The organism is Pseudochrobactrum mosebachae (assembly GCF_048914685.1).
Lineage (GTDB): Bacteria > Pseudomonadota > Alphaproteobacteria > Rhizobiales > Rhizobiaceae > Pseudochrobactrum.
In genome coordinates this window covers 3,124,592-3,143,548 of sequence record NZ_CP128408.1, presented here as the reverse complement: position 1 = coordinate 3,143,548, position 18,957 = coordinate 3,124,592, and the positions used below count along the sequence as shown (strand labels likewise).

Genomic DNA, 18,957 nt, shown 5'->3' with positions numbered 1-18,957 from the left:
CGGATTTAGCAAGCTGTATTACAGTTTTGCACGCATTTTAACTTTTTCCACAACCCGTGCCAGACTATCCGACCATTCATCAAAGTGCTCGGTGATCGTAAACCCGCATTTTTCATAGAGCCGGATAGCTGGCAGATTACGTGCATGGGTGCCAATTTCAGCACGATCATAACCAAGTAACACGATCTGAACGAGCAGACTGTCGATCAGCCTTGTGCCAATGCCCTGCCCCTGAAAATCAGGATCAACCCAGATATCGGAAATGTAATTTTCATTACTGTCGCGAGCGCCCCAGCCGCAAAGCGTGCCATGATTTTCAACCACCAGAATTTGGCTGATATGCTCTTGGGCAAATTGCAAAAAAGCCAGTTCAGCGCGTTCACGCTGACCCGGCTTTTCTGTTTCATGGCGCTGGATATAAGACGCCCAAGCGCTGCTGCCAATACGAGCAATCATCGCCACATCGGCTAATATTGCCTGCCGCAGCAGCATTGGCAGATTACCACCAGCGTTTAGCGTTGAAATGTCCTGCAGCCTGCTCAATCACATGAGCGGCCTGAAACAAAGCTTCTTCTTCAAACGGACGGCCAATCAACTGCAAACCGAGCGGCAAACCATTTTCTGAGAGCCCGGCAGGCACTGCAATGCCCGGCAATCCAGCCATATTGACCGGAACCGTAAACACATCATTGAGATACATTTTCACCGGATCAGCCGCCAGCTCTTTATCACCGAGCTTGAATGCAGCTGAAGGCGTTGCAGGCGTCAGAATAGCATCCACACCAGCAGCAAACACATCTTCAAAGTCTTTTTTGATCAATGTGCGAATTTTCTGCGCTTTAACATAATAAGCATCGTAATAACCGGCGGAAAGCACATAAGTACCGATCATGATACGGCGCTTCACTTCCATACCGAAACCGGCTGCACGGGTATTTTCGTACATTTCAATAATGTCTTTGCCCGGCACACGCAGACCATAACGCACACCGTCATAGCGCGCGAGATTGGAGGAGGCTTCCGCTGGAGCAACAATATAATAAACGGCCAGCGCCTGATCGGTATGCGGCAGCGAGATATCGATGATTTCCGCACCGGCATCTTTCAACCACTGAATACCCTGTGCCCAGAGCTTTTCAATTTCCGCTGGCATACCTTCAACACGGTATTCACGCGGAATACCGATCTTCATGCCCTTAACCGATTTGCCCAGCGCTTTTTCATAATCCGGCACCGGCAGATCAACTGAAGTTGTATCTTTAAGATCAACTGAAGCCATGGATTTCAACATAATCGCCGCATCGCGTACGTCACGGGCAAGTGGCCCCGCCTGATCGAGCGATGATGCAAAAGCAACGGTGCCCCAGCGCGATACGCGGCCATAAGTCGGCTTCATACCCACGGTACCGGTAAAAGCAGCAGGCTGGCGGATGGAACCGCCGGTATCGGTTGCCGTGGCCGCAGCGCAAAGACGCGCAGCAACTGCAGAAGCAGAACCGCCGGACGAGCCGCCCGGCACAATTTTGTCATCCGAACCATTGGCGCGCCAAGGACTGACAACAGGGCCGTAATAAGAGGTTTCATTGGAGGAGCCCATTGCGAACTCATCCATGTTCAACTTGCCGAGCATAACCGCACCGTCAGCCCAGAGATTGGCCGTAACGGTTGATTCATATTCAGGCTTGAAGCCGTCAAGAATATGCGAGCAAGCCTGAGTATGATCGCCTTTGGTCGCAAAAAGGTCTTTCACGCCAAGCGGAATACCTTCCAAAGCACCGGCCTCACCCTTTGCCAAACGCTCATCCGACGCCTTTGCCATGGCGCGGGCTTTGTCTCCGGTCACACTGACATAGGCATTGAGCGCACCATTGGCGGCATCAATGGCACCAAGATAAGCTTCAGTCAGCTCTGTGGCGGTAAACTCTTTGGCCTTCAGCTTGTCGCGCGCCTCGGCAATCGTGAGTGCGGTTAAATCGGTCATAATTCAAATCCTGTTCAGGCTTTTCATCTGCCGCGCCTATCATCTCAAAATACCGGACCAACCAAAAGATCAGTCGGGAGCGAAATATCTCAATAGGAAATGATAACGGGCAATTAGAGGTATCAGGGAAAGGTCAGCCTATTCGATAACCTTGGGCACCATAAAGAAGTTTTCTTCAGTCATCGGCGCATTCGCCACAACTTCCGCAGCGATATTGCCGTCTGAAACCTGATCTTCACGCATGCGCATAGCGGTCGGAATAACCGAGGTCATCGGCTCTACGCCGTCAACATTGACCGTATCCAGCGTTTGCACAAAGCCGAGAATAACATTCAGCTCTCCGGTCATTTTTTCGGCCTGCTCATCGCTGACCGCAATACGGGCAAGATGCGCCACACGCTTAACTGTAGTTAAATCGACGGACATGTCGTTCTCCGATATATGCAAACCGCGGCTTACCACAGCGGCCACGGTTATTTTCTCTTAACCGGCTATAACCCTGCACCCGTTCAAGTGCAATATTTGTCTTGAATTTTCACCCTATGAAATATCAAGACTACCGCCAACATCCAGCACTCTAACCTGCGTATTCGAGCCTTCCATTGCCGCCACAAACTTATCCGCAGTCTGATCCAGCAAGCCGAATGTGCCGAAGTGGCATGGAATAGCAGTTTTGAGTTTGAAATAGCGCTGGCAGGCCAAAGCTGCCACGGCTCCGCCCATTGTAAAACGATCGCCGACCGGTACCAGAGCAATCTCAGGCTGATGCAGCTCATTAATCAGCGCCATATCCGAAAAAATATCGGTATCGCCCATATGATACAGTGTCGGCGCATCTTCAAAATGAAAAACCAGCCCGTTGGCATTACCCAGAGAGTGCGAAATACCGTCTTCGGTCAAGCTAGCGGATGAATGCAGCGCATTCACGAAGGTCACTGAAAACCCCTCATGAAAAACCGTGCCGCCGGTATTGGCCGGATCAAGTTTTTCAACACCGCGATGCCCCAGCCAGTCCGAAAGATCTGCATTGGCAATCACGGTTGCACCACTGGCTTTGGCAATACGAATAACATCGCCGGTATGATCGCCATGACCATGGGTCAAAGCAATATGCGTTACACCTTTAGTAACAGAATCGAAATCCAGTTTTGATCCGCTCGGGCTTTGACTGATAAACGGATCAACCAGAATGATTGCCTGTCCGGTTTCAATACGGAAAGCCGAATGGCCGAGCCAGGTTATTTTCATGATATTTCCCTTTACGAATACAGATAGATGTTAGAAGAGATAAGACGCACAGCACTGCAAATGCAAGACAACACGCCGAAATCTGATTGGAAAACCGAGATATGACTGTCACAACAATTGAACAGCTTGCCACAGATTTGAGCTACGGGCAGCTGGTTGCCGGTCTTGATCTAGGAACCAAAACCATTGGCATTGCCATTTCAGATCTCAGCTATTCCTTTGCGCATCCGCGTCCGGTGTTGAAAAGAACAAAATTCACACAGGATGCACAGGAATTACTGGAACTGCTTAAAAAAGAAAAAGTTGCCGCAGCGGTGATCGGTCTGCCGGTAAATATGGATGGCTCGGAAGGCCCGCGTGTGCAGGCAACCCGGGCCTTTGTGCGCAATATGGAAAAGCTTACCGATATTCCGTTCATTTACTGGGATGAACGGCTTTCAACCGTTGCCGCACAACGGGCATTGATCGGCATGGATGTTTCGCGTGCCAAACGGGCAGAGCGGATCGATTCCGCTGCTGCCTCATTCATTCTTCAGGGCGCTTTAGATCGTCTGCACCGCCTGCAAAGCGATGCCGCACGGGATCAGAGCGACCAGTCTTACTGACCAGAGCATTTCGCTATCAAGTTGAATCAACTTGATAGGTATGACAATGCGATAAATCTAGAATCTAGAGCGAGCACTGCGATCCAACCTGATCGTTACCCGCTCTAACCTTGCGGATAAAGCGCATTAATAATGCCCAAAGCATCATGGCGCGCATCAATCATACCATAGGTTGTGCGCCATTGTCCGCCGAGGCGGGTTTCAATAAACGCATCAGCAATATGATCAGCACCCAGCTCTTTCAGGCAAGCAGCGCTGGCGGCCAGTGCCATCTGCTCGGTGAGCAGGCGTGAGGCGCCCTCATCGGTCATGGTAACCTGCATGGCAGCGCGCAACACATCAACCGTACCCTGCCCGCGGCGGCCAAGCTGCCGGCCGATCCATTCCAGCACATCATCAAACAAGCGTGGCGCACGGTGCAATACACGCACAATGTCGAGCGCCATCACATTGCCGGAGCCTTCCCAAATCGCATTCACCGGTGCTTCGCGATAAATCCGCGCCAATGGGCCTTCCTCAACATAGCCGTTGCCGCCGAGGCATTCCATCGCCTCATACAGTAGCGCCGGTGCAATTTTTGCCACCCAATATTTTACCACAGGGGTCATAACACGGGCAAAGGCTGCTTCCGTGCGGTCATTGGCTGCCATGTCAAACGCCCGCGCCAAACGCATCGACAAAGCGGTTGCCGCCGCCACATCCAGCGACATATCGGCAAGCACACGCTGCATCAGCGGCTGATTAATCAGCGCCACACCGCCAACATGGCGGTAGCGGGCATGGTGCACAGCTTCGCTGAGACCAGCGCGCATCAGACCGCTTGATGCCACAGCACAATCAAGACGGGTCAGTGTCACCATATCAATAATGGTTTTAACACCCTGCCCCGGCTCACCAACCATCTGGCCGAGTGCGTTTTCAAACTCGACTTCAGATGACGCATTGGAGCGGTTGCCGAGCTTGTCTTTCAGGCGTTGCAATCGAAAGCCGTTGCCACTGCCATCAGCCAGCAGACGCGGCACCAGAAAGCATGAAACGCCTTTGGTGTTATCCTGATCACTTTGAGAGCCGGCCTGAGAGCCTGCCTGAGAGTCTGTCTGTGCCAGCACCATAAAGGCATCTGACATCGGCGCTGACATAAACCACTTATGGCCATTCAGGCGATAAACGCCGTTTCCGGCAGAATCGGCACGGGTAATATTGGCGCGCACATCGGTGCCGCCCTGCTTTTCAGTCATCCCCATGCCAAGTGTCAGGCCAGCCTTCTTAACCGGCGGCTTATTGGATGAGTCATATTTGCGGGTCAGAATACGTGGCGCCCATTCATCATAAAGTGCTGATGAGGTCATCAATACCGCAAGCGAGGCGCTGGTCATGGTTAGCGGGCACAGATGACCGCATTCGAGCTGCGCAGTCAGATAAAACCGTGTGGCACGCGCCTGATGACGGCGCCCGGCTTCAGGTGACTGTTGCGGGCTGTTTTCCCAGATCGATGCATGTAAGCCATGTGCAACCGAGCGGCGCATCAAAGCATGATAGGCCGGATGATACTCAACCTGATCAATCCTGTTGCCCTGACGGTCGTGGGTTAACAGGCGTGGCACTTCACTATTTGCCAGCCGCGCCATTTCCTGTGCATCGGCAGAAAGCACAAAACGACCGGTCTGTTCGAGCTCTTTTTGCAAAGGCTCCGGAAAACGCGCCGCGCATTGCAGCAGCAGCGGATCACCAAGATAAGCATTATATTGCGGTAAAGCCTGACCATCATTATTTTTCAGGGCAGAATATGGCGACGCATCCGGCGCATAATTGGTGCGCAAAGGAACCTGATTGGTCACTTCAGAAACGTCCTTAGGAGTGTTAGCCGACATATTCCATCCATTCAGCCGGCGATTTCAAACACCGGTTTTTGTTTTTATCAATGTATAGCGCGAATCCTCAACATCACGCGGATTCATTATTTGCGGCAAAATTATAAATATCCCCTCAATAATGTGCTTTTTTTCACTCACTTATTCGACAATGTTGCAAAAGCCTATATAAGGCCGCAAAACATGTTTCTATGCAATCAGACTTAGGGAATAGCTGTGATGACAGAACAATCTCCCGCGCCTCTTTATCCCCACCGCCATTTGCTGGGTATTAAAGGTCTTTCTCCACTCGATATTATAACTCTGCTTGATCTGGCTGACAGTGAAGTAGCGGTATCGCGCCAACCGGAGAAGAGAAAATCTATTCTCAGCGGCCGTACGCAGATTAATCTGTTTTTTGAAAATTCCACACGCACCCAGTCATCTTTCGAGCTGGCAGGCAAACGCCTTGGCGCTGATGTGATGAATATGTCGGTCGGCAGCTCCTCCGTCAAAAAGGGCGAGACGCTGATTGATACAGCGATGACCCTGAATGCAATGCAGCCCGACATTCTGGTTATCCGCCATGCTTCAGCCGGTGCTGCCGCTTTGCTGGCGCAAAAAGTCGGCTGCTCTGTGGTCAATGCCGGTGACGGTGCCCATGAGCACCCCACACAGGCGCTGCTTGATGCGCTGACCATTCGCCGCGCCAAAGGCAAGGTCGGCCGCCTGATCGTGGCCATCTGTGGTGATGTACTGCATTCGCGCGTTGCCCGCTCTAACATCCTGCTGCTGAATGCACTTGGCGCACGGGTACGGGTGGTTGCACCCTCCACTCTGCTGCCATCCGGCATTGAGCAAATGGGCGTTGAAGTGTTCAGCTCCATGCGTGAAGGCCTGAAAGATGCGGATGTGGTGATGATGCTCCGCCTGCAGCGCGAGCGGATGAGCGGTGCCTTTGTGCCTTCTATTCGCGAATATTTCCATTTCTACGGTCTGGATAAAGAAAAGCTGAAATATGCGAAGCCGGACGCGCTGGTGATGCATCCGGGCCCGATGAACCGCGGCGTGGAAATTGCCTCGGACATTGCTGACGGCCCGCAAAGCGTTATCCAGCAGCAGGTCGAAATGGGTGTGGCGGTACGCATGGCAGTGATGGAAGCCCTGCTCGATCCGCGACGAAATCCTGAAAACTCAGCCACTTTCGGAGCGTGACCATGAGCATTACAGTCTATACCAATGCCCGCATCATCGACCCTTCCCGTAATATTGATGAAAACGGCACGCTCATCGTTGAAAACGGCATCATTATTGCCAGTGGCGCACAAGCCAACGGGCAAGGCATACCGGAAGGTGCGCAAGTCATTGACCTTAACGGTCATCTGCTCATTCCGGGTCTTGTCGACAGCCGCGTCTTTATCGGCGAGCCCGGTACTGAGCACCGTGAAACGATTGCCTCTGCCAGCCATGCAGCCGCAGCCGGCGGCGTTACCTCAATGATTATGATGCCGGATACCGATCCGGTGATCGACAATGTGGCGCTGGTTGGCTTTGTCAAACAAACCGCATTGGCAACTGCAATCGTCAATGTCTATCCGGCTGCTGCTATTACCAAAGGCTTGCAGGGCTGCGATCTGACCGAAATGGGTCTGCTGCGTGAAGCCGGCGCCGTTGCCTTCACTGAAGGGCGCAAATCACTGGCGAATACACTCCTGCTGCGCCGCGCTCTGACCTATGCCAGAGATTTCGACGCTGTGATCGCCCATGAGACGATTGATCCATATCTTGGCAGCGGCGTGATGAATGCCGGTCTTTATGCCAGCTGGCTCGGCTTGTCCGGCAGCCCGCGCGAGGCGGAGGTTATCCCGCTTGAGCGCGATCTGCGACTGGCCGCAATGACACGCGGCAAATATCATGCCGCACAAATCTCCTGTGAAATGTCGGCACAAGCTCTGCGCCGCGCCAAAGATCAGGCCAAAGGTCAGGGCGGCAATGTCAGCGCTGCTGTATCGATCAATCACCTGTCGCTTAATGAGCATGATATTGGTGAATACCGCACATTCTTCCGTCTCTCACCGCCATTGCGCACTGAAGATGATCGTCAGGCGATGATTGAAGCCGTTCGCAACGGCACAATTGATGTGATTGTATCTGCGCATAATCCGCAAGATGTCGACACCAAGCGCCTGCCATTTGCTGATGCAGAAGCCGGTGCAATCGGACTGGAAACATTACTGGGGGCAGCACTGCGCCTTTATCACAATGAATCCTTAAGTCTGATGCGCCTGATTGAGGTACTCTCGACAGCGCCGGCAAAACTCTATGGTCTGGATGCAGGCACATTGAAGATCGGCGCCAAAGCCGATTTTGCAGTGGTTGACCTGTATGAACCATGGGTAGTTAAAACCGATGAATTGCACTCTCTGTCGAAAAACAGTGCTTTTGAAGATGCTAAATTTCAGGGTCGCGTGATCAGAACCGTTGTGAATGGTAAAACTGTTTTCGCATTATAAATGATCGTAAAACATTAAGTTGCGCAGCAATGATGTACAATCTACCTAAGAGATTTGTGCATCATTGTTGTTTCCGACGCAGATTTGTGTCTATTTTCTGATTGTTCATTCTGCGTAATCGCAGATAATATTTTTTGAGGGGATTATATGCTTGAACCACTGATTATAACCGGCAGCGCGGCGGGCATCTTTGCAGCGCTGGTCTTTGGCTATCTGCTTGGTTCAATTCCCTTCGGCCTCGTGCTCACACGCATGGCAGGTCTTGGTGATGTGCGCTCCATCGGCTCCGGTAATATTGGTGCGACCAATGTTCTGCGTACCGGTAATAAAAAAATCGCCGCCGCAACATTGCTCTGCGATATGCTCAAAGGCACCGTTGCAGTGCTGATTGCTGCCTATTTTGGCCGTGACTATGCGCTTGCCGCAGGATTTGGCGCATTTCTCGGTCATTTATTTCCGCTCTGGCTTGGCTTCAAAGGTGGCAAAGGTGTTGCAACCTATCTTGGCATTCTGCTTGGGCTGGTTTGGCCCGGTGCTTTGGTGTTCATCGCCGCATGGATCATTATTGCGCTGCTGACCCGCTATTCTTCATTGTCAGCACTGGTCGCCAGCATACTGGTGCCGCTCTCCATCCTATATCTGGGGCTGGATAAAACAGCATTGCTGTTTGCAGTACTGACCCTGATCATCTTCATCAAGCACCGCGCCAATATACAAAGGCTGATCAGTGGTACGGAAACCAAAATAGGATCAAAATAAATGATCACCGGGACGAGTTCGCAAGCAAAAGGAATTCGTCTCACAGATCAGCAAAAACTGAGCTGGCTGCGGCTCATCCGCAGCTCCAATGTGGGACCTGCGAGCTTCAGAGAACTCATTGCCTATTGCGGCACAGCAGCAAATGCCCTTGAATGCCTGCCGCAGCTGGCGAGATCAACAGCCAAGCGGCCGCTGCGCATCCACACAATACAGGAGGCCGAAAGCGAGCTTGAAGCCATTGAGCGCAGTGGTGCCCGCCTCATCGGTATGGGTGAGCCGGATTACCCGCTTTATCTCAAACAAATGCTCAATCCGCCACCGCTGGTAACAATGAAGGGTAACATTGCAACCCTGAGCAAACCGCCGGTTGCCATTGTCGGCGCGCGAAACGCCTCAGCCACAGCTTGTGCTTTCACAGCCCAACTGGTGTGTGATCTGGGCGCTGCCGGATTTGCCATTGTCTCAGGCCTTGCCCGCGGCATTGATGCCAGTGCACACAAAGCCAGCCTTGAAACCGGCACCATTGCTGTTCTTGCAGGCGGCATAGATAAACCATACCCGCCTGAAAATCTGCCACTATTGGATAAAATCATCGATAATGGCGGTGTTATCATTACTGAAATGCCGATGGGCTGGATACCCAAAGCGCAGGATTTTCCGCGCCGTAACCGGATTATTGCCGGCCTGTCGCTCGGCCTTGCGGTTATTGAAGCCGCACAACGCTCCGGCTCGCTCATCAGTGCCATACTGGCCGGTGAAATGGGGCGGCTGGTGTTTGCAGTTCCCGGTTCACCGCTTGATCCACGCGCCAGCGGCACCAATTCACTGCTTAAAAACGGTGCCATCATGCTCACCGAGGCAGAAGATATTATTGATGCCGTTGCACCAATGCTGCGCGCGGATACAGACACACATGCATTACAGGCTGTGCCGGCACAGGCAGGTCTGTTTTTTGAAGATCAAGGCGTACAGGTTCTTGCTCGTACAGCGCAGATCAAAGGCCTGCCGTCCAACTTGGATTCAAGCTCCTGCCCTGATCAACAAGACAAGCAAAATCGTATCCGCAATGCCCTGAGCAGCACACCGGTCAGTGCTGATGCATTGATCCGGCACACGGGACTCAGTGCATCAGCAGTCCACCTGGCACTGCTGGAGCTTGATCTCGAAGGAATAATACAACGTTTTGATGATGGTTTGATCGGACTTTTAGCGCGAGGCTAAATAAAAATATCAATTTTTGTGCTTATGGCCGAATTGAGAGCGTAAAATATCTGAAACTTCCACCCAAGACATTTCTATAAAATAAGCCAGCATTGGAAATTGATTGCTCTGGGCAATATGTCTAAGCTTAAGTAATGTATCATGAATGTAAATTACTTCATGATACAGTTCATCATTGATTTTCTTCATGACGTAACCTTCACCGGAAACGATAAAATAATTAAAAATATAAATAGAACGCAGATAAAATCACTCGATCAGAATCTCAAAAGCCTTATTATCAACCTATGATTACAATATTATTTTTGTCAACCTGTCGTTGTTTTGCGTAAAAATCATAGACTTGCTCTTGACCAAACAGATTTGGCTGTTCATTTGAATGTCAAACTTCTAGCCAGCCACAGTGTTTTCCGCTTCGGAGAATCCGGCTGCCGCACCTTTAATCTGGACCAGCAATATGAATGTCGTTGTCGTTGAATCGCCTGCCAAGGCCAAAACAATCAATAAATATTTAGGCTCAGACTATACGGTTCTGGCATCCTTCGGCCATGTTCGTGACTTGCCGGCCAAAGACGGCTCTGTCCGCCCTGACGAAGATTTCGAAATGTCGTGGGAAGTTGACGGCCCCTCTGCCAAACGTCTTGCCGACATTATCAAAGCGCTGAAAAACAGCGACACTCTGATTCTCGCAACCGATCCGGATCGTGAAGGTGAAGCCATTTCATGGCATGTGCTTGAAGTGCTGCGTCAGAAAAAGGCGCTCGGCTCTAAAGCCGTCAAGCGCGTGGTCTTTAACGCTATTACTAAAAATGCCGTACTTGAAGCTATGGCCAATCCGCGTGAGCTTGATATTCCGCTGGTTGATGCCTATCTGGCACGCCGCGCATTGGATTATCTGGTTGGCTTTACGCTTTCACCGGTTTTATGGCGCAAATTGCCGGGCTCCCGCTCGGCAGGCCGCGTGCAATCGGTGGCTTTGCGTCTCGTCTGTGACCGCGAAACTGAAATTGAACGCTTCATCCGTGAAGAATACTGGAATATCGCGGCACTTCTGCAAACACCGCGCAGCGATAATTTCACATCACGCCTGATTGCCGTTGACGGTAAGAAGCTCGGCAAGCTCGACATTAAAAATGCAGAGCAGGCAACGACCATCCGCACCATGCTGGAAGGCGCAAGCTTTAAAGCACTGAGCGTTGATGCCAAGCCAACCAAACGCAATCCGGGTCCGCCATTCACCACGTCTACCTTGCAGCAGGCCGCATCCGGCAAGCTCGGCTTTTCGGCATCACGCACCATGCAGGTTGCGCAGCGTCTGTATGAAGGTATTGAGCTTGGTGGCGAAACCACCGGTCTTATCACCTATATGCGTACGGACGGCGTGCAGATCGCACCGGAAGCCATTACCGCTGCCCGCAAGGCAATTGCGCAGAATTTCGGCGCCGAATATGTGCCGGAAAAGCCACGCTTTTATTCTGCCAAAGCCAAGAATGCGCAGGAAGCGCATGAGGCAGTGCGGCCGACCGATTTTAACCGCCATCCTAAAGATGTGCGCAAATTTCTCGATGATGATCAGGCAAAGCTCTATGAGCTGATCTGGAAGCGTACCATTGCCAGCCAGATGCAGCCTGCCGATATTGAACGCACGGTGGTTGATATTGAAGCCACCAATGGTGGCAAATCCGCGATGCTGCGCGCCAATGGCTCGGTTGTTCGTTTTCAAGGTTTTCTGGCCGCTTATACCGATCACCGTGAAGAAGAAGATGAAGACGAGGATGGTGCACGTTTGCCGCAGATTAATGCGGGTGAACCATTAAAGCGCGAGAAAATCGATGCGACCCAGCATTCGACCGAACCGCCGCCGCGTTATTCTGAAGCCTCATTGATCAAGCGTATGGAAGAGCTCGGCATTGGCCGCCCTTCTACCTATGCTGCAACGCTTAAAACTTTGAGCGACCGTGATTATGTCACAATGGATAAGCGCAAGCTGATCCCGCAGGCCAAAGGTCGTTTGGTAACGGCTTTCCTTGAAAGCTTCTTTGAGCGTTATGTGGAATATGATTTTACCGCTGCGCTGGAAGAAAAACTCGATCTGATTTCCGATGGCAAACTGGCATGGAAAGACGTGTTGCGTGATTTCTGGACAGATTTCTCCGGCAATGTCGACAACACCAAAGAACTGCGCGTTACCAATGTGCTGGATGCATTGAACGAACAGCTCTCCGCCCTTGCCTTTCCAGATCGTGGCGATGGTATGGACCCGCGTTCCTGCCCGACCTGCGGCTCCGGCAGCCTGTCGCTCAAGCTTGGAAAATATGGTGCATTCGTCGGCTGCTCGAATTATCCGGAATGTAAATTTACCCGCCAGCTCGGCACCGATGGTGAAGGCGATGCAGCAGCATCTGACGAACCAAGGGTACTGGGTCAGGATCCGGTTACCGGTGAAGATATTACTGCGCGCAGCGGTCGTTTCGGCCCCTATATTCAGCGCGGTGAAGGCAAAGAAGCCAAGCGCTCAAGCCTGCCAAAAGGCTGGTCATTAGGCGAGCTTGATCTTGAAAAAGCGCTCAAGCTGATCAATCTGCCGCGTGAAGTCGGTGCGCATCCTGAAAGCGGTAAAATGATTACCGCAAGCCTTGGTCGTTATGGTCCCTATCTTTCGCATGACGGCGCTTTTGCCAATGTCGACAGTATTGAAGATGTGTTCGAGATCGGCATCAATCGCGCGGTCACAGTGCTTGCTGAAAAAGCGGCTAAAGGCGGCCGCACTCGTGCCACACCTGCAGCACTTGCCACATTGGGCGATCATCCGGATGGTGGCTCTATCACGGTGCGTGACGGTCGCTACGGGCCATATGTGAATTGGGGCAAGGTCAATGCCACCCTGCCAAAGGGCAAAGATCCGGCATCGGTGACGATGGAAGAAGCGCTGGAGCTCATCAAAGCTAAAGGTGGCGCCGCCAAAAAAACCACGAAGAAGGCTGCTCCAAAAAAAGCCGCGGCACCGAAGAAAACGGCGACAGCAAAGAAAACCACCAAAGCTGCTGCAACAGATGCAGATGCTACCGATGGTGATGCAGCAGCCAAGCCGGCCAAAAAACCTGCTGTGAAAAAGCCAGCCGCTAAAAAACCTGCCTCTGCAAAGAAACCTGCAGCCAAAACAACAGCAGCTAAAGCTAAAAAGCCCGTTGCCGATACTGGTGCCGATACTGATACCGCTGAATAAATATCAGCCAATGATCTGAGCAAAGGGCACCATAGATTTATGGTGCCCTTTTTATTTACAACCAATTACTGGGTAGCGCAGAAATCTGCCGGTGTATTCCCAGCATTCCTGACACGCTCCCGGCACAATCCAAGTACAATACCAGCACAATTTATGAGTTGACCTCAGCGCTTTGCGCACCAGATACCCCACAGCAATTGTTTCCATTTAATTGTAAAATGCTTTAAAGAGCTTTCTAAGACATTATTAAAAAGAGAATATATTAAGGATTACCGGTTTGGCTCGTAAGATTGACCCTTCTTCTGACCGCAATGGCAGTGCAGGAAAACCAAAAAATCAGAAGAGTGGAAAAAGCACTAAAGTCTTTACCGGTAAATCCAAAGTAAAGCCGCTCTCAGAGAGCTATTTGCCGTCTAAAGAAGATGTTTTAAAGTTTATCACTGAAAATCCGGACCGCGCTGCCAAGCGCGATATTGCCAAGGCTTTCAATATGAAAGGCGATGCGCGCATTTATCTCAAAGATATTTTGCGTGATCTGGCAGCCGAGGGTCAGGTAGAAAAACGTACGAAAAAACTGACACGTCCGAATGCATTGCCACCAATTGCCCCGCTCACAATTACCGGCCGTGATAATGATGGCGGTTTGCTGGCAAAGCCGATCGAATGGAGCGGTACTGAACCAGCACCTCTGGTTTTACTGCGCCGTACACATAAAGACAGCGGCCCCACAGTTGGTGTCGGCGATCAGATTTTGGCAAAGATTTTTGCCAACTCCGATAAAGGTGGTACGCCCTATACCGGACGCGTGATCAAAAAACTTGAGAAGTATGACAGTTCCGTGCTCGGCGTCTTGCGCAAATTGCAGAGCGGCGAATATCGCCTTGAGCCGGTAAACCGCAAGCAAAATGAAGTCAGCATTGATGCTGAGTTTCTGAACGGTGCTGAAGTTGGTGATCTGGTTGAGGTTACGCCACATCAAAAAAGCCGTTTTGGCCTGCCGCAGGGCAAGGTTGCACAGGTTATCGGCTCGATCAGCAGTGAAAAAGCGCTCTCGATGATCGCTATTCATGAGCATGAAATTCCGCATATTTTTCCTGAAAAGGTTATTGAACAGGCTGAAAACGCCAAAGCTGCCACGATGGATAATCGTGAAGACTGGCGCTCCCTGCCGCTTGCCACTATCGATCCGGCTGATGCCAAGGATTATGATGATGCGGTAATGGCACAACCTGACACTGACCCTGCCAATGAAGGCGGCTTTGTTATTGTTGTCGCGATTGCAGATGTCAGTTTCTACGTATCACACGGCTCTGCGCTTGATCATGAAGCGCTGAAGCGCGGCAACTCGGTTTATTTTCCGGATCGTGTTGTTCCGATGCTACCAGAGCGCATTTCCAATGATCTCTGCTCACTGCGTGAGGGGGTAGATCGTCCGGCAATGGCTGTGCGTATGGTGATTGATGCCAATGGCCGCAAACGCTCCCACAGCTTCCACCGCATTATGATGCGCTCGATCGCCCGCCTGTCCTACAATCAAGCGCAGGCAGCGATAGACGGCGTGCTGGATGAAAAGACCGAACGGGTTATTGATATCAGCCTCAAGCCTTTATGGCAGGCCTATGCAGCCTTGAAAAAAGCCCGCGACAAGCGCGAGCCGCTCGAGCTTGATTTGCCGGAGAAAAAACTGATTCTCGATGATCAGGGTCAGGTGCTGAAAGTATTCATTCCTGATCGTCTGGACGCACATAAGCTTATTGAAGAATTTATGATTCAGGCCAATGTGGCCGCTGCCGAAGTGCTGGAATCCAAAAGCCAGCCGCTGATTTATCGTATCCACGACCTGCCCTCCATGACCAAGCAGGAATCCTTGCGTGATTTTCTTAAAACCCTTGAGATCACTCTGGCACGCGGTTCTGAGCTGCGCCCAAGTCAATTTAACGGTATTTTGGCACGCGTTAAAGATACAGATCATGAGGAGCTGGTTAATCAGGTGGTGCTGCGCTCGCAAAGTCAGGCGCAATATAACACTGATAATATCGGCCATTTCGGGCTTAATCTGCGCCATTACGCGCATTTCACCTCGCCTATCCGCCGTTATGCCGATTTGATTGTGCATCGCGCTTTGATCCGCGCACTCAATCTGGGCCCGGATGGCCTGACCAATACCGAAACCGGCGAATTGCCGGCCATTGCGCAAAATATCTCGATGACTGAACGCCGCGCGATGCTGGCAGAGCGTGAAACTACGGATCGTTTGATTGCACATCATCTGGCCGAGCAGATTGGTGCCGAATTTCAGGCACGTGTGCAGGGTGTAACCAGAGCCGGCTTGTTTGTGACCCTTGCGACATATGGTGCAGACGGCTTTATTCCCATTTCAACTTTGGGCAGGGAATATTATCACTATGATGAAGCTGGACATTCGGTTGCCGGAGAGCGATCGGGTAAAGGCTATCGTCTTGGTGATAATGTGGAAGTGCGGCTGGTTGAAGCCCAGCCGGTTGCCGGTGCATTACGCTTTGAAATGCTGACCGAACCGCGTTTGCTGCCTGCATCCTTGCAATCGCATCATAAAGCCACCAAATTCAGCCGTAAGTCCGACGGCAGATCAAAAAGCCGGTCAAGCAGCAGACCGGGTAGCAGACCGAGCGGCGGCAAGCCTTCACATGTTTCGCGCAAAGCGAAAAAATAGGCGCACAGGAGAATATGATGAGCACTGAACAAAGCGCTATCCATACAGATACCCAGATTTTCGGCGGTGACAGCACCAAGCCTGCACGCGCCGCGCGCCCGTTAGGTCAGGCCATGCGCCGCGGCCTGCTCAGCCATTGCCCGAATTGCAATGATGGCAAGCTGTTTAAAAGCTTTTTGCGCCCTGTTGCCAATTGCTCTGTCTGCGATGAAGATTATACAGCCCAACGCGCTGATGACCTGCCGGCCTATTTGACCGTGCTGATTGTCGGTCATATTGTGATTGCACTGTTTATGATGGTGGAAACTATGGGCGGTCTGTCGCTCTGGGGACATCTGGCAATCTGGGGGCCTGTGACTGTGCTGTTATCACTGGCACTGCTTCAGCCGATGAAAGGCGCTACAATCGGCCTGCAATGGGCGCTTTACATGCACGGCTTTGATACAGAAAACGAAAAAGAATATATCTGACAGCCATGTCATCGGTTCCGCCAAAGGTGAAATTGCAGACATTGCATAAATCTGATGATGCAGCCGCCGCGCCAAGTGGCAGTGCTACATCATCAGCTTATATAAGGCCGCGTGATGCAGCCTCTCTCATCATTATCGACCGCTCTGTCAGTGAACCGCGTATTCTGATGGGGCGGCGCAACCGTGCCATGCATTTTATGCCGGACAAATTTGTGTTTCCGGGTGGCGGCACTGATGCGCAGGATGGTAAAATCATCGCTGCCAACCAGCTGCGGCCACAGGATGAGGCAAAACTGCTTGCGGGCATGGGTAGCCGCGCCAATACCCGCAGAGCTCGTGCATTGGCAATGACAGCGATACGGGAAACCTATGAGGAAACCGGCCTGTTGCTCGGTACACCTGCCCTGCCTGCTGAACCTGTCCGGCCTAAGCGGCCAGATCAGCAAACCCCTGACAGTTTTACGCATCCATGGCACGGTTTTGCACAAAGCAACCAGTTGCCGGATTTATCGCGGCTGCGCTATGTTGCGCGTGCTGTGACACCCACCGGCTTTGTACGGCGCTATGATGCAAGATTTTTTGCAAGCTTTCTTGATGAGATCAGCCCCATAGACGGCACTGGTCATATAAACACAGAATCATCGCTGTATAACGAACCGGAACTTACCGATTTACAGTTTGTGAGCTTTGCTGAAGCTTTTAATCTTAATATTGCTGATATTACCCGCATTATTTTGCAGGATATTCAAAAACTCCTGCTCAAAGATATGAGTTTGTCCTCTATATATCCGGTTCCCCTATATCATAAGCGGCATGGCCGTCATGTCCGTGAGGTAATTTGAATTCTATGCAGCACGACCATTCCCCATCCGGTACCGCATCACCGGCCGCTCATGCCTCTTCGATAGATGAAGCGGGCGAACCTATTCAATGGCGCTCGCTTGGCGCAGCCATCGCTACGATCAGTGCGGTTGGTGCTGCCATTGGTCTTGGTATTCCGCTGCTCAGCGTCTTGCTGGAAAGCCGCGGCTACTCCGCCAGTACCATCGGCGCCAATACGGCAATTGCCGGATTAGCCTCGTTGTTCGGTGCAGCGCTTTCAGCGCGTATCGGCTCTTATTTCGGCGTCGCCCGCAGTATGATGATTATGCTGTTTATCAGCGGATTGTCCTTTCTCGGCTTCTACCTGTTCCCGCAAATCTGGGCCTGGTTCGGTTTGCGCGTCTCGCTGCATTTCGCGCTGACAGTGCTGTTTGTATTGTCTGAATATTGGGTCAACACTTCGGCCTCACCCGCCAAACGCGGTTTGATCCTCGGGATTTATGCCACTTGCCTGTCACTCGGTTTTGCTGTCGGGCCATGGCTGTTCTCGCGCATTGGCAGCGGCGGCTTTATGCCATTTGGAATTGGTATGGCCATTATTGCGCTGGCTTATATTCCGGTGGTGATTGCCCGCAAAGACAGCCCTGAATTTGAGGAAGGCGAACATGTACCCTTCCTGCCCTATATTTTCATTGTTCCGGCAGCAACCATGGCCGTTTTTGTTTATGGCGCGGTTGAAACCGGCGGTTTTGCACTTTTTCCGGTGTTTGGTACCCGCGTTGGCCTTAACGAGGGCGATGCGGCGCTGCTTCTGACTATGGTTGGCCTTGGTAATGTGCTGATGCAAATCCCGCTCGGTCTGATATCCGACCGCATCAGAGATCGCAGAATTCTGTTGCTGATCTGTGCGCTGATCGGCTTTATCGGCATGATCGCTTTGCCATATGTAGTGACGAACTGGTATCTGATGGCGTTCTTGTTGCTGATCTGGGGTGGTGTTGTGGCCGGTCTTTATACCGTCGGCCTTGCGCATCTTGGCTCCCAATTGCAGGGGCGCGAGCTTGCATCAGCCAATGCGGCTTTCATTTTCTGCTATGGCTTAGGCATGCTTGCAGGCCCGCAGGCTGCCGGTGTTGGCATGGATTTGTTCGGCGCCAAAGGTTTTCCACTCACATTGTCACTGTTTTTTGCAGCATTTATCATAATTGTGCTGTTCAGACTGGTAGTTCGTAAACAGCGGGGTTGACTTTTCGCCCTGTATCCGTAGTGTCCCCACAAATTCCCGCACCCGGATGAAATCGCCGGAATCGCAGGCGGTTTTATTTTATTAAAGAGCAGGATAACGTTATGGCTAAGGCTACAACAATCAAAATCAAACTGTTGTCGACCGCAGATACCGGTTTCTTCTACGTAACAACGAAGAACAGCCGTACAATGACGGACAAAATGACAAAGCGTAAGTACGATCCAGTTGCAAAGCAGCACGTACAGTTCAAAGAAACCAAAATCAAATAAGTCCGGTTTCTGTTATTTTAAAAACGCCGCCGCTGTGCGGCGTTTTTTATTACCC

General features: G+C 51.6%; 17 protein-coding genes. 11 read left to right on the top strand and 6 right to left on the bottom strand.

The genetic code is table 11. The annotated features are described in order from the left end of the window. Positions 1-18 precede the first annotated feature (18 nt). The 4 genes from MP213Fo_RS14170 to MP213Fo_RS14155 form a co-directional block, all read right to left on the bottom strand. A complete protein-coding gene (locus tag MP213Fo_RS14170; protein WP_421089598.1) occupies positions 19-543 on the bottom strand; it encodes a GNAT family N-acetyltransferase in 525 nt (174 codons plus the stop codon). Beyond that, complete coding sequence (gatA, locus tag MP213Fo_RS14165) at positions 500-1,981, bottom strand: Asp-tRNA(Asn)/Glu-tRNA(Gln) amidotransferase subunit GatA (RefSeq protein WP_421089597.1); 1,482 nt, start codon at positions 1,979-1,981, stop codon at positions 500-502. Before gatA ends, MP213Fo_RS14170 begins: the two co-directional genes overlap by 44 nt. A gap of 138 nt (positions 1,982-2,119) precedes the next feature. Next, complete coding sequence (gene gatC, locus MP213Fo_RS14160; RefSeq protein WP_421089596.1) at positions 2,120-2,407, bottom strand: Asp-tRNA(Asn)/Glu-tRNA(Gln) amidotransferase subunit GatC; 288 nt, start codon at positions 2,405-2,407, stop codon at positions 2,120-2,122. Positions 2,408-2,521: 114 nt separating this feature from the next. After that, positions 2,522-3,229: a metal-dependent hydrolase gene (locus MP213Fo_RS14155; protein ID WP_421089595.1), complete on the bottom strand. Its 708-nt coding sequence runs from the start codon at positions 3,227-3,229 to the stop codon at positions 2,522-2,524. A 101-nt stretch (positions 3,230-3,330) separates the two neighbouring features. Between MP213Fo_RS14155 and ruvX the strand changes: the two genes are divergently transcribed. Then, positions 3,331-3,834, top strand: a complete 504-nt coding sequence (gene ruvX, locus MP213Fo_RS14150; protein ID WP_421089594.1) for a Holliday junction resolvase RuvX — start codon at positions 3,331-3,333, stop codon at positions 3,832-3,834. Positions 3,835-3,938: 104 nt separating this feature from the next. On the opposite strand, the gene MP213Fo_RS14145 is transcribed toward ruvX, so the two are convergent. Beyond that, complete coding sequence (locus MP213Fo_RS14145) at positions 3,939-5,705, bottom strand: acyl-CoA dehydrogenase family protein (RefSeq protein WP_421089593.1); 1,767 nt, start codon at positions 5,703-5,705, stop codon at positions 3,939-3,941. A 219-nt stretch (positions 5,706-5,924) separates the two neighbouring features. Here MP213Fo_RS14145 and MP213Fo_RS14140 point away from each other — a divergent pair, with 219 nt between their 5' ends. From MP213Fo_RS14140 to dprA, 4 genes are all read left to right on the top strand, one after another. Next, on the top strand, positions 5,925-6,899 hold the full coding sequence (locus MP213Fo_RS14140) for an aspartate carbamoyltransferase catalytic subunit (RefSeq protein WP_421089592.1): 975 nt from the start codon (positions 5,925-5,927) through the stop codon (positions 6,897-6,899). Positions 6,900-6,901: 2 nt separating this feature from the next. After that, positions 6,902-8,197: a dihydroorotase gene (locus MP213Fo_RS14135; RefSeq protein ID WP_421089591.1), complete on the top strand. Its 1,296-nt coding sequence runs from the start codon at positions 6,902-6,904 to the stop codon at positions 8,195-8,197. A 147-nt stretch (positions 8,198-8,344) separates the two neighbouring features. Beyond that, positions 8,345-8,956 carry a glycerol-3-phosphate 1-O-acyltransferase PlsY gene (plsY, locus tag MP213Fo_RS14130; RefSeq protein WP_421089590.1) on the top strand — a complete coding sequence of 204 codons (612 nt, stop codon included), beginning with the start codon at positions 8,345-8,347 and terminating at the stop codon, positions 8,954-8,956. After that, positions 8,957-10,177, top strand: a complete 1,221-nt coding sequence (gene dprA, locus MP213Fo_RS14125; protein WP_421089589.1) for a DNA-processing protein DprA — start codon at positions 8,957-8,959, stop codon at positions 10,175-10,177. A gap of 9 nt (positions 10,178-10,186) precedes the next feature. Here dprA and MP213Fo_RS14120 read toward each other — a convergent pair whose 3' ends face one another. Next, entirely contained in the window at positions 10,187-10,366 is a 180-nt protein-coding gene (locus MP213Fo_RS14120) for a hypothetical protein (RefSeq protein WP_421089588.1), read from the bottom strand. Positions 10,367-10,634: 268 nt separating this feature from the next. Between MP213Fo_RS14120 and topA the strand changes: the two genes are divergently transcribed. From topA to rpmG, 6 genes are all read left to right on the top strand, one after another. Next, positions 10,635-13,403 (top strand): type I DNA topoisomerase, encoded by a 2,769-nt coding sequence (gene topA, locus MP213Fo_RS14115; protein ID WP_421089587.1) that lies wholly within the window; start codon positions 10,635-10,637, stop codon positions 13,401-13,403. A gap of 406 nt (positions 13,404-13,809) precedes the next feature. Further along, complete coding sequence (gene rnr, locus MP213Fo_RS14110; protein ID WP_421091168.1) at positions 13,810-16,095, top strand: ribonuclease R; 2,286 nt, start codon at positions 13,810-13,812, stop codon at positions 16,093-16,095. Between the two features lie 17 nt (positions 16,096-16,112). Continuing rightward, complete coding sequence (locus MP213Fo_RS14105; RefSeq protein WP_421089586.1) at positions 16,113-16,565, top strand: DUF983 domain-containing protein; 453 nt, start codon at positions 16,113-16,115, stop codon at positions 16,563-16,565. A gap of 5 nt (positions 16,566-16,570) precedes the next feature. Further along, a complete protein-coding gene (locus MP213Fo_RS14100) occupies positions 16,571-17,407 on the top strand; it encodes an NUDIX hydrolase (protein WP_421089585.1) in 837 nt (278 codons plus the stop codon). An 83-nt stretch (positions 17,408-17,490) separates the two neighbouring features. Then, entirely contained in the window at positions 17,491-18,633 is a 1,143-nt protein-coding gene (locus MP213Fo_RS14095; protein WP_421091167.1) for an MFS transporter, read from the top strand. A 101-nt stretch (positions 18,634-18,734) separates the two neighbouring features. After that, positions 18,735-18,902, top strand: a complete 168-nt coding sequence (gene rpmG, locus MP213Fo_RS14090) for a 50S ribosomal protein L33 (protein ID WP_421089584.1) — start codon at positions 18,735-18,737, stop codon at positions 18,900-18,902. Positions 18,903-18,957: the final 55 nt, after the last annotated feature.

Excerpts from the sequence above, each read along its gene's own strand:
- MP213Fo_RS14140 (WP_421089592.1), top strand. The coding sequence starts at position 5,925 with ATGACAGAACAATCTCCCGCGCCTCTTTATCCCCACCGCCATTTGCTG.
- MP213Fo_RS14105 (WP_421089586.1), top strand. The coding sequence starts at position 16,113 with ATGAGCACTGAACAAAGCGCTATCCATACAGATACCCAGATTTTCGGC.
- plsY (WP_421089590.1), top strand. The coding sequence starts at position 8,345 with ATGCTTGAACCACTGATTATAACCGGCAGCGCGGCGGGCATCTTTGCA.
- rpmG (WP_421089584.1), top strand. The coding sequence starts at position 18,735 with ATGGCTAAGGCTACAACAATCAAAATCAAACTGTTGTCGACCGCAGAT.
- MP213Fo_RS14145 (WP_421089593.1), bottom strand. The coding sequence starts at position 5,705 with ATGTCGGCTAACACTCCTAAGGACGTTTCTGAAGTGACCAATCAGGTT.
- MP213Fo_RS14100 (WP_421089585.1), top strand. The coding sequence starts at position 16,571 with ATGTCATCGGTTCCGCCAAAGGTGAAATTGCAGACATTGCATAAATCT.
- ruvX (WP_421089594.1), top strand. The coding sequence starts at position 3,331 with ATGACTGTCACAACAATTGAACAGCTTGCCACAGATTTGAGCTACGGG.
- MP213Fo_RS14155 (WP_421089595.1), bottom strand. The coding sequence starts at position 3,229 with ATGAAAATAACCTGGCTCGGCCATTCGGCTTTCCGTATTGAAACCGGA.
- gatC (WP_421089596.1), bottom strand. The coding sequence starts at position 2,407 with ATGTCCGTCGATTTAACTACAGTTAAGCGTGTGGCGCATCTTGCCCGT.
- dprA (WP_421089589.1), top strand. The coding sequence starts at position 8,957 with ATGATCACCGGGACGAGTTCGCAAGCAAAAGGAATTCGTCTCACAGAT.
- MP213Fo_RS14135 (WP_421089591.1), top strand. The coding sequence starts at position 6,902 with ATGAGCATTACAGTCTATACCAATGCCCGCATCATCGACCCTTCCCGT.
- topA (WP_421089587.1), top strand. The coding sequence starts at position 10,635 with ATGAATGTCGTTGTCGTTGAATCGCCTGCCAAGGCCAAAACAATCAAT.
- MP213Fo_RS14120 (WP_421089588.1), bottom strand. The coding sequence starts at position 10,366 with ATGAAGAAAATCAATGATGAACTGTATCATGAAGTAATTTACATTCAT.
- gatA (WP_421089597.1), bottom strand. The coding sequence starts at position 1,981 with ATGACCGATTTAACCGCACTCACGATTGCCGAGGCGCGCGACAAGCTG.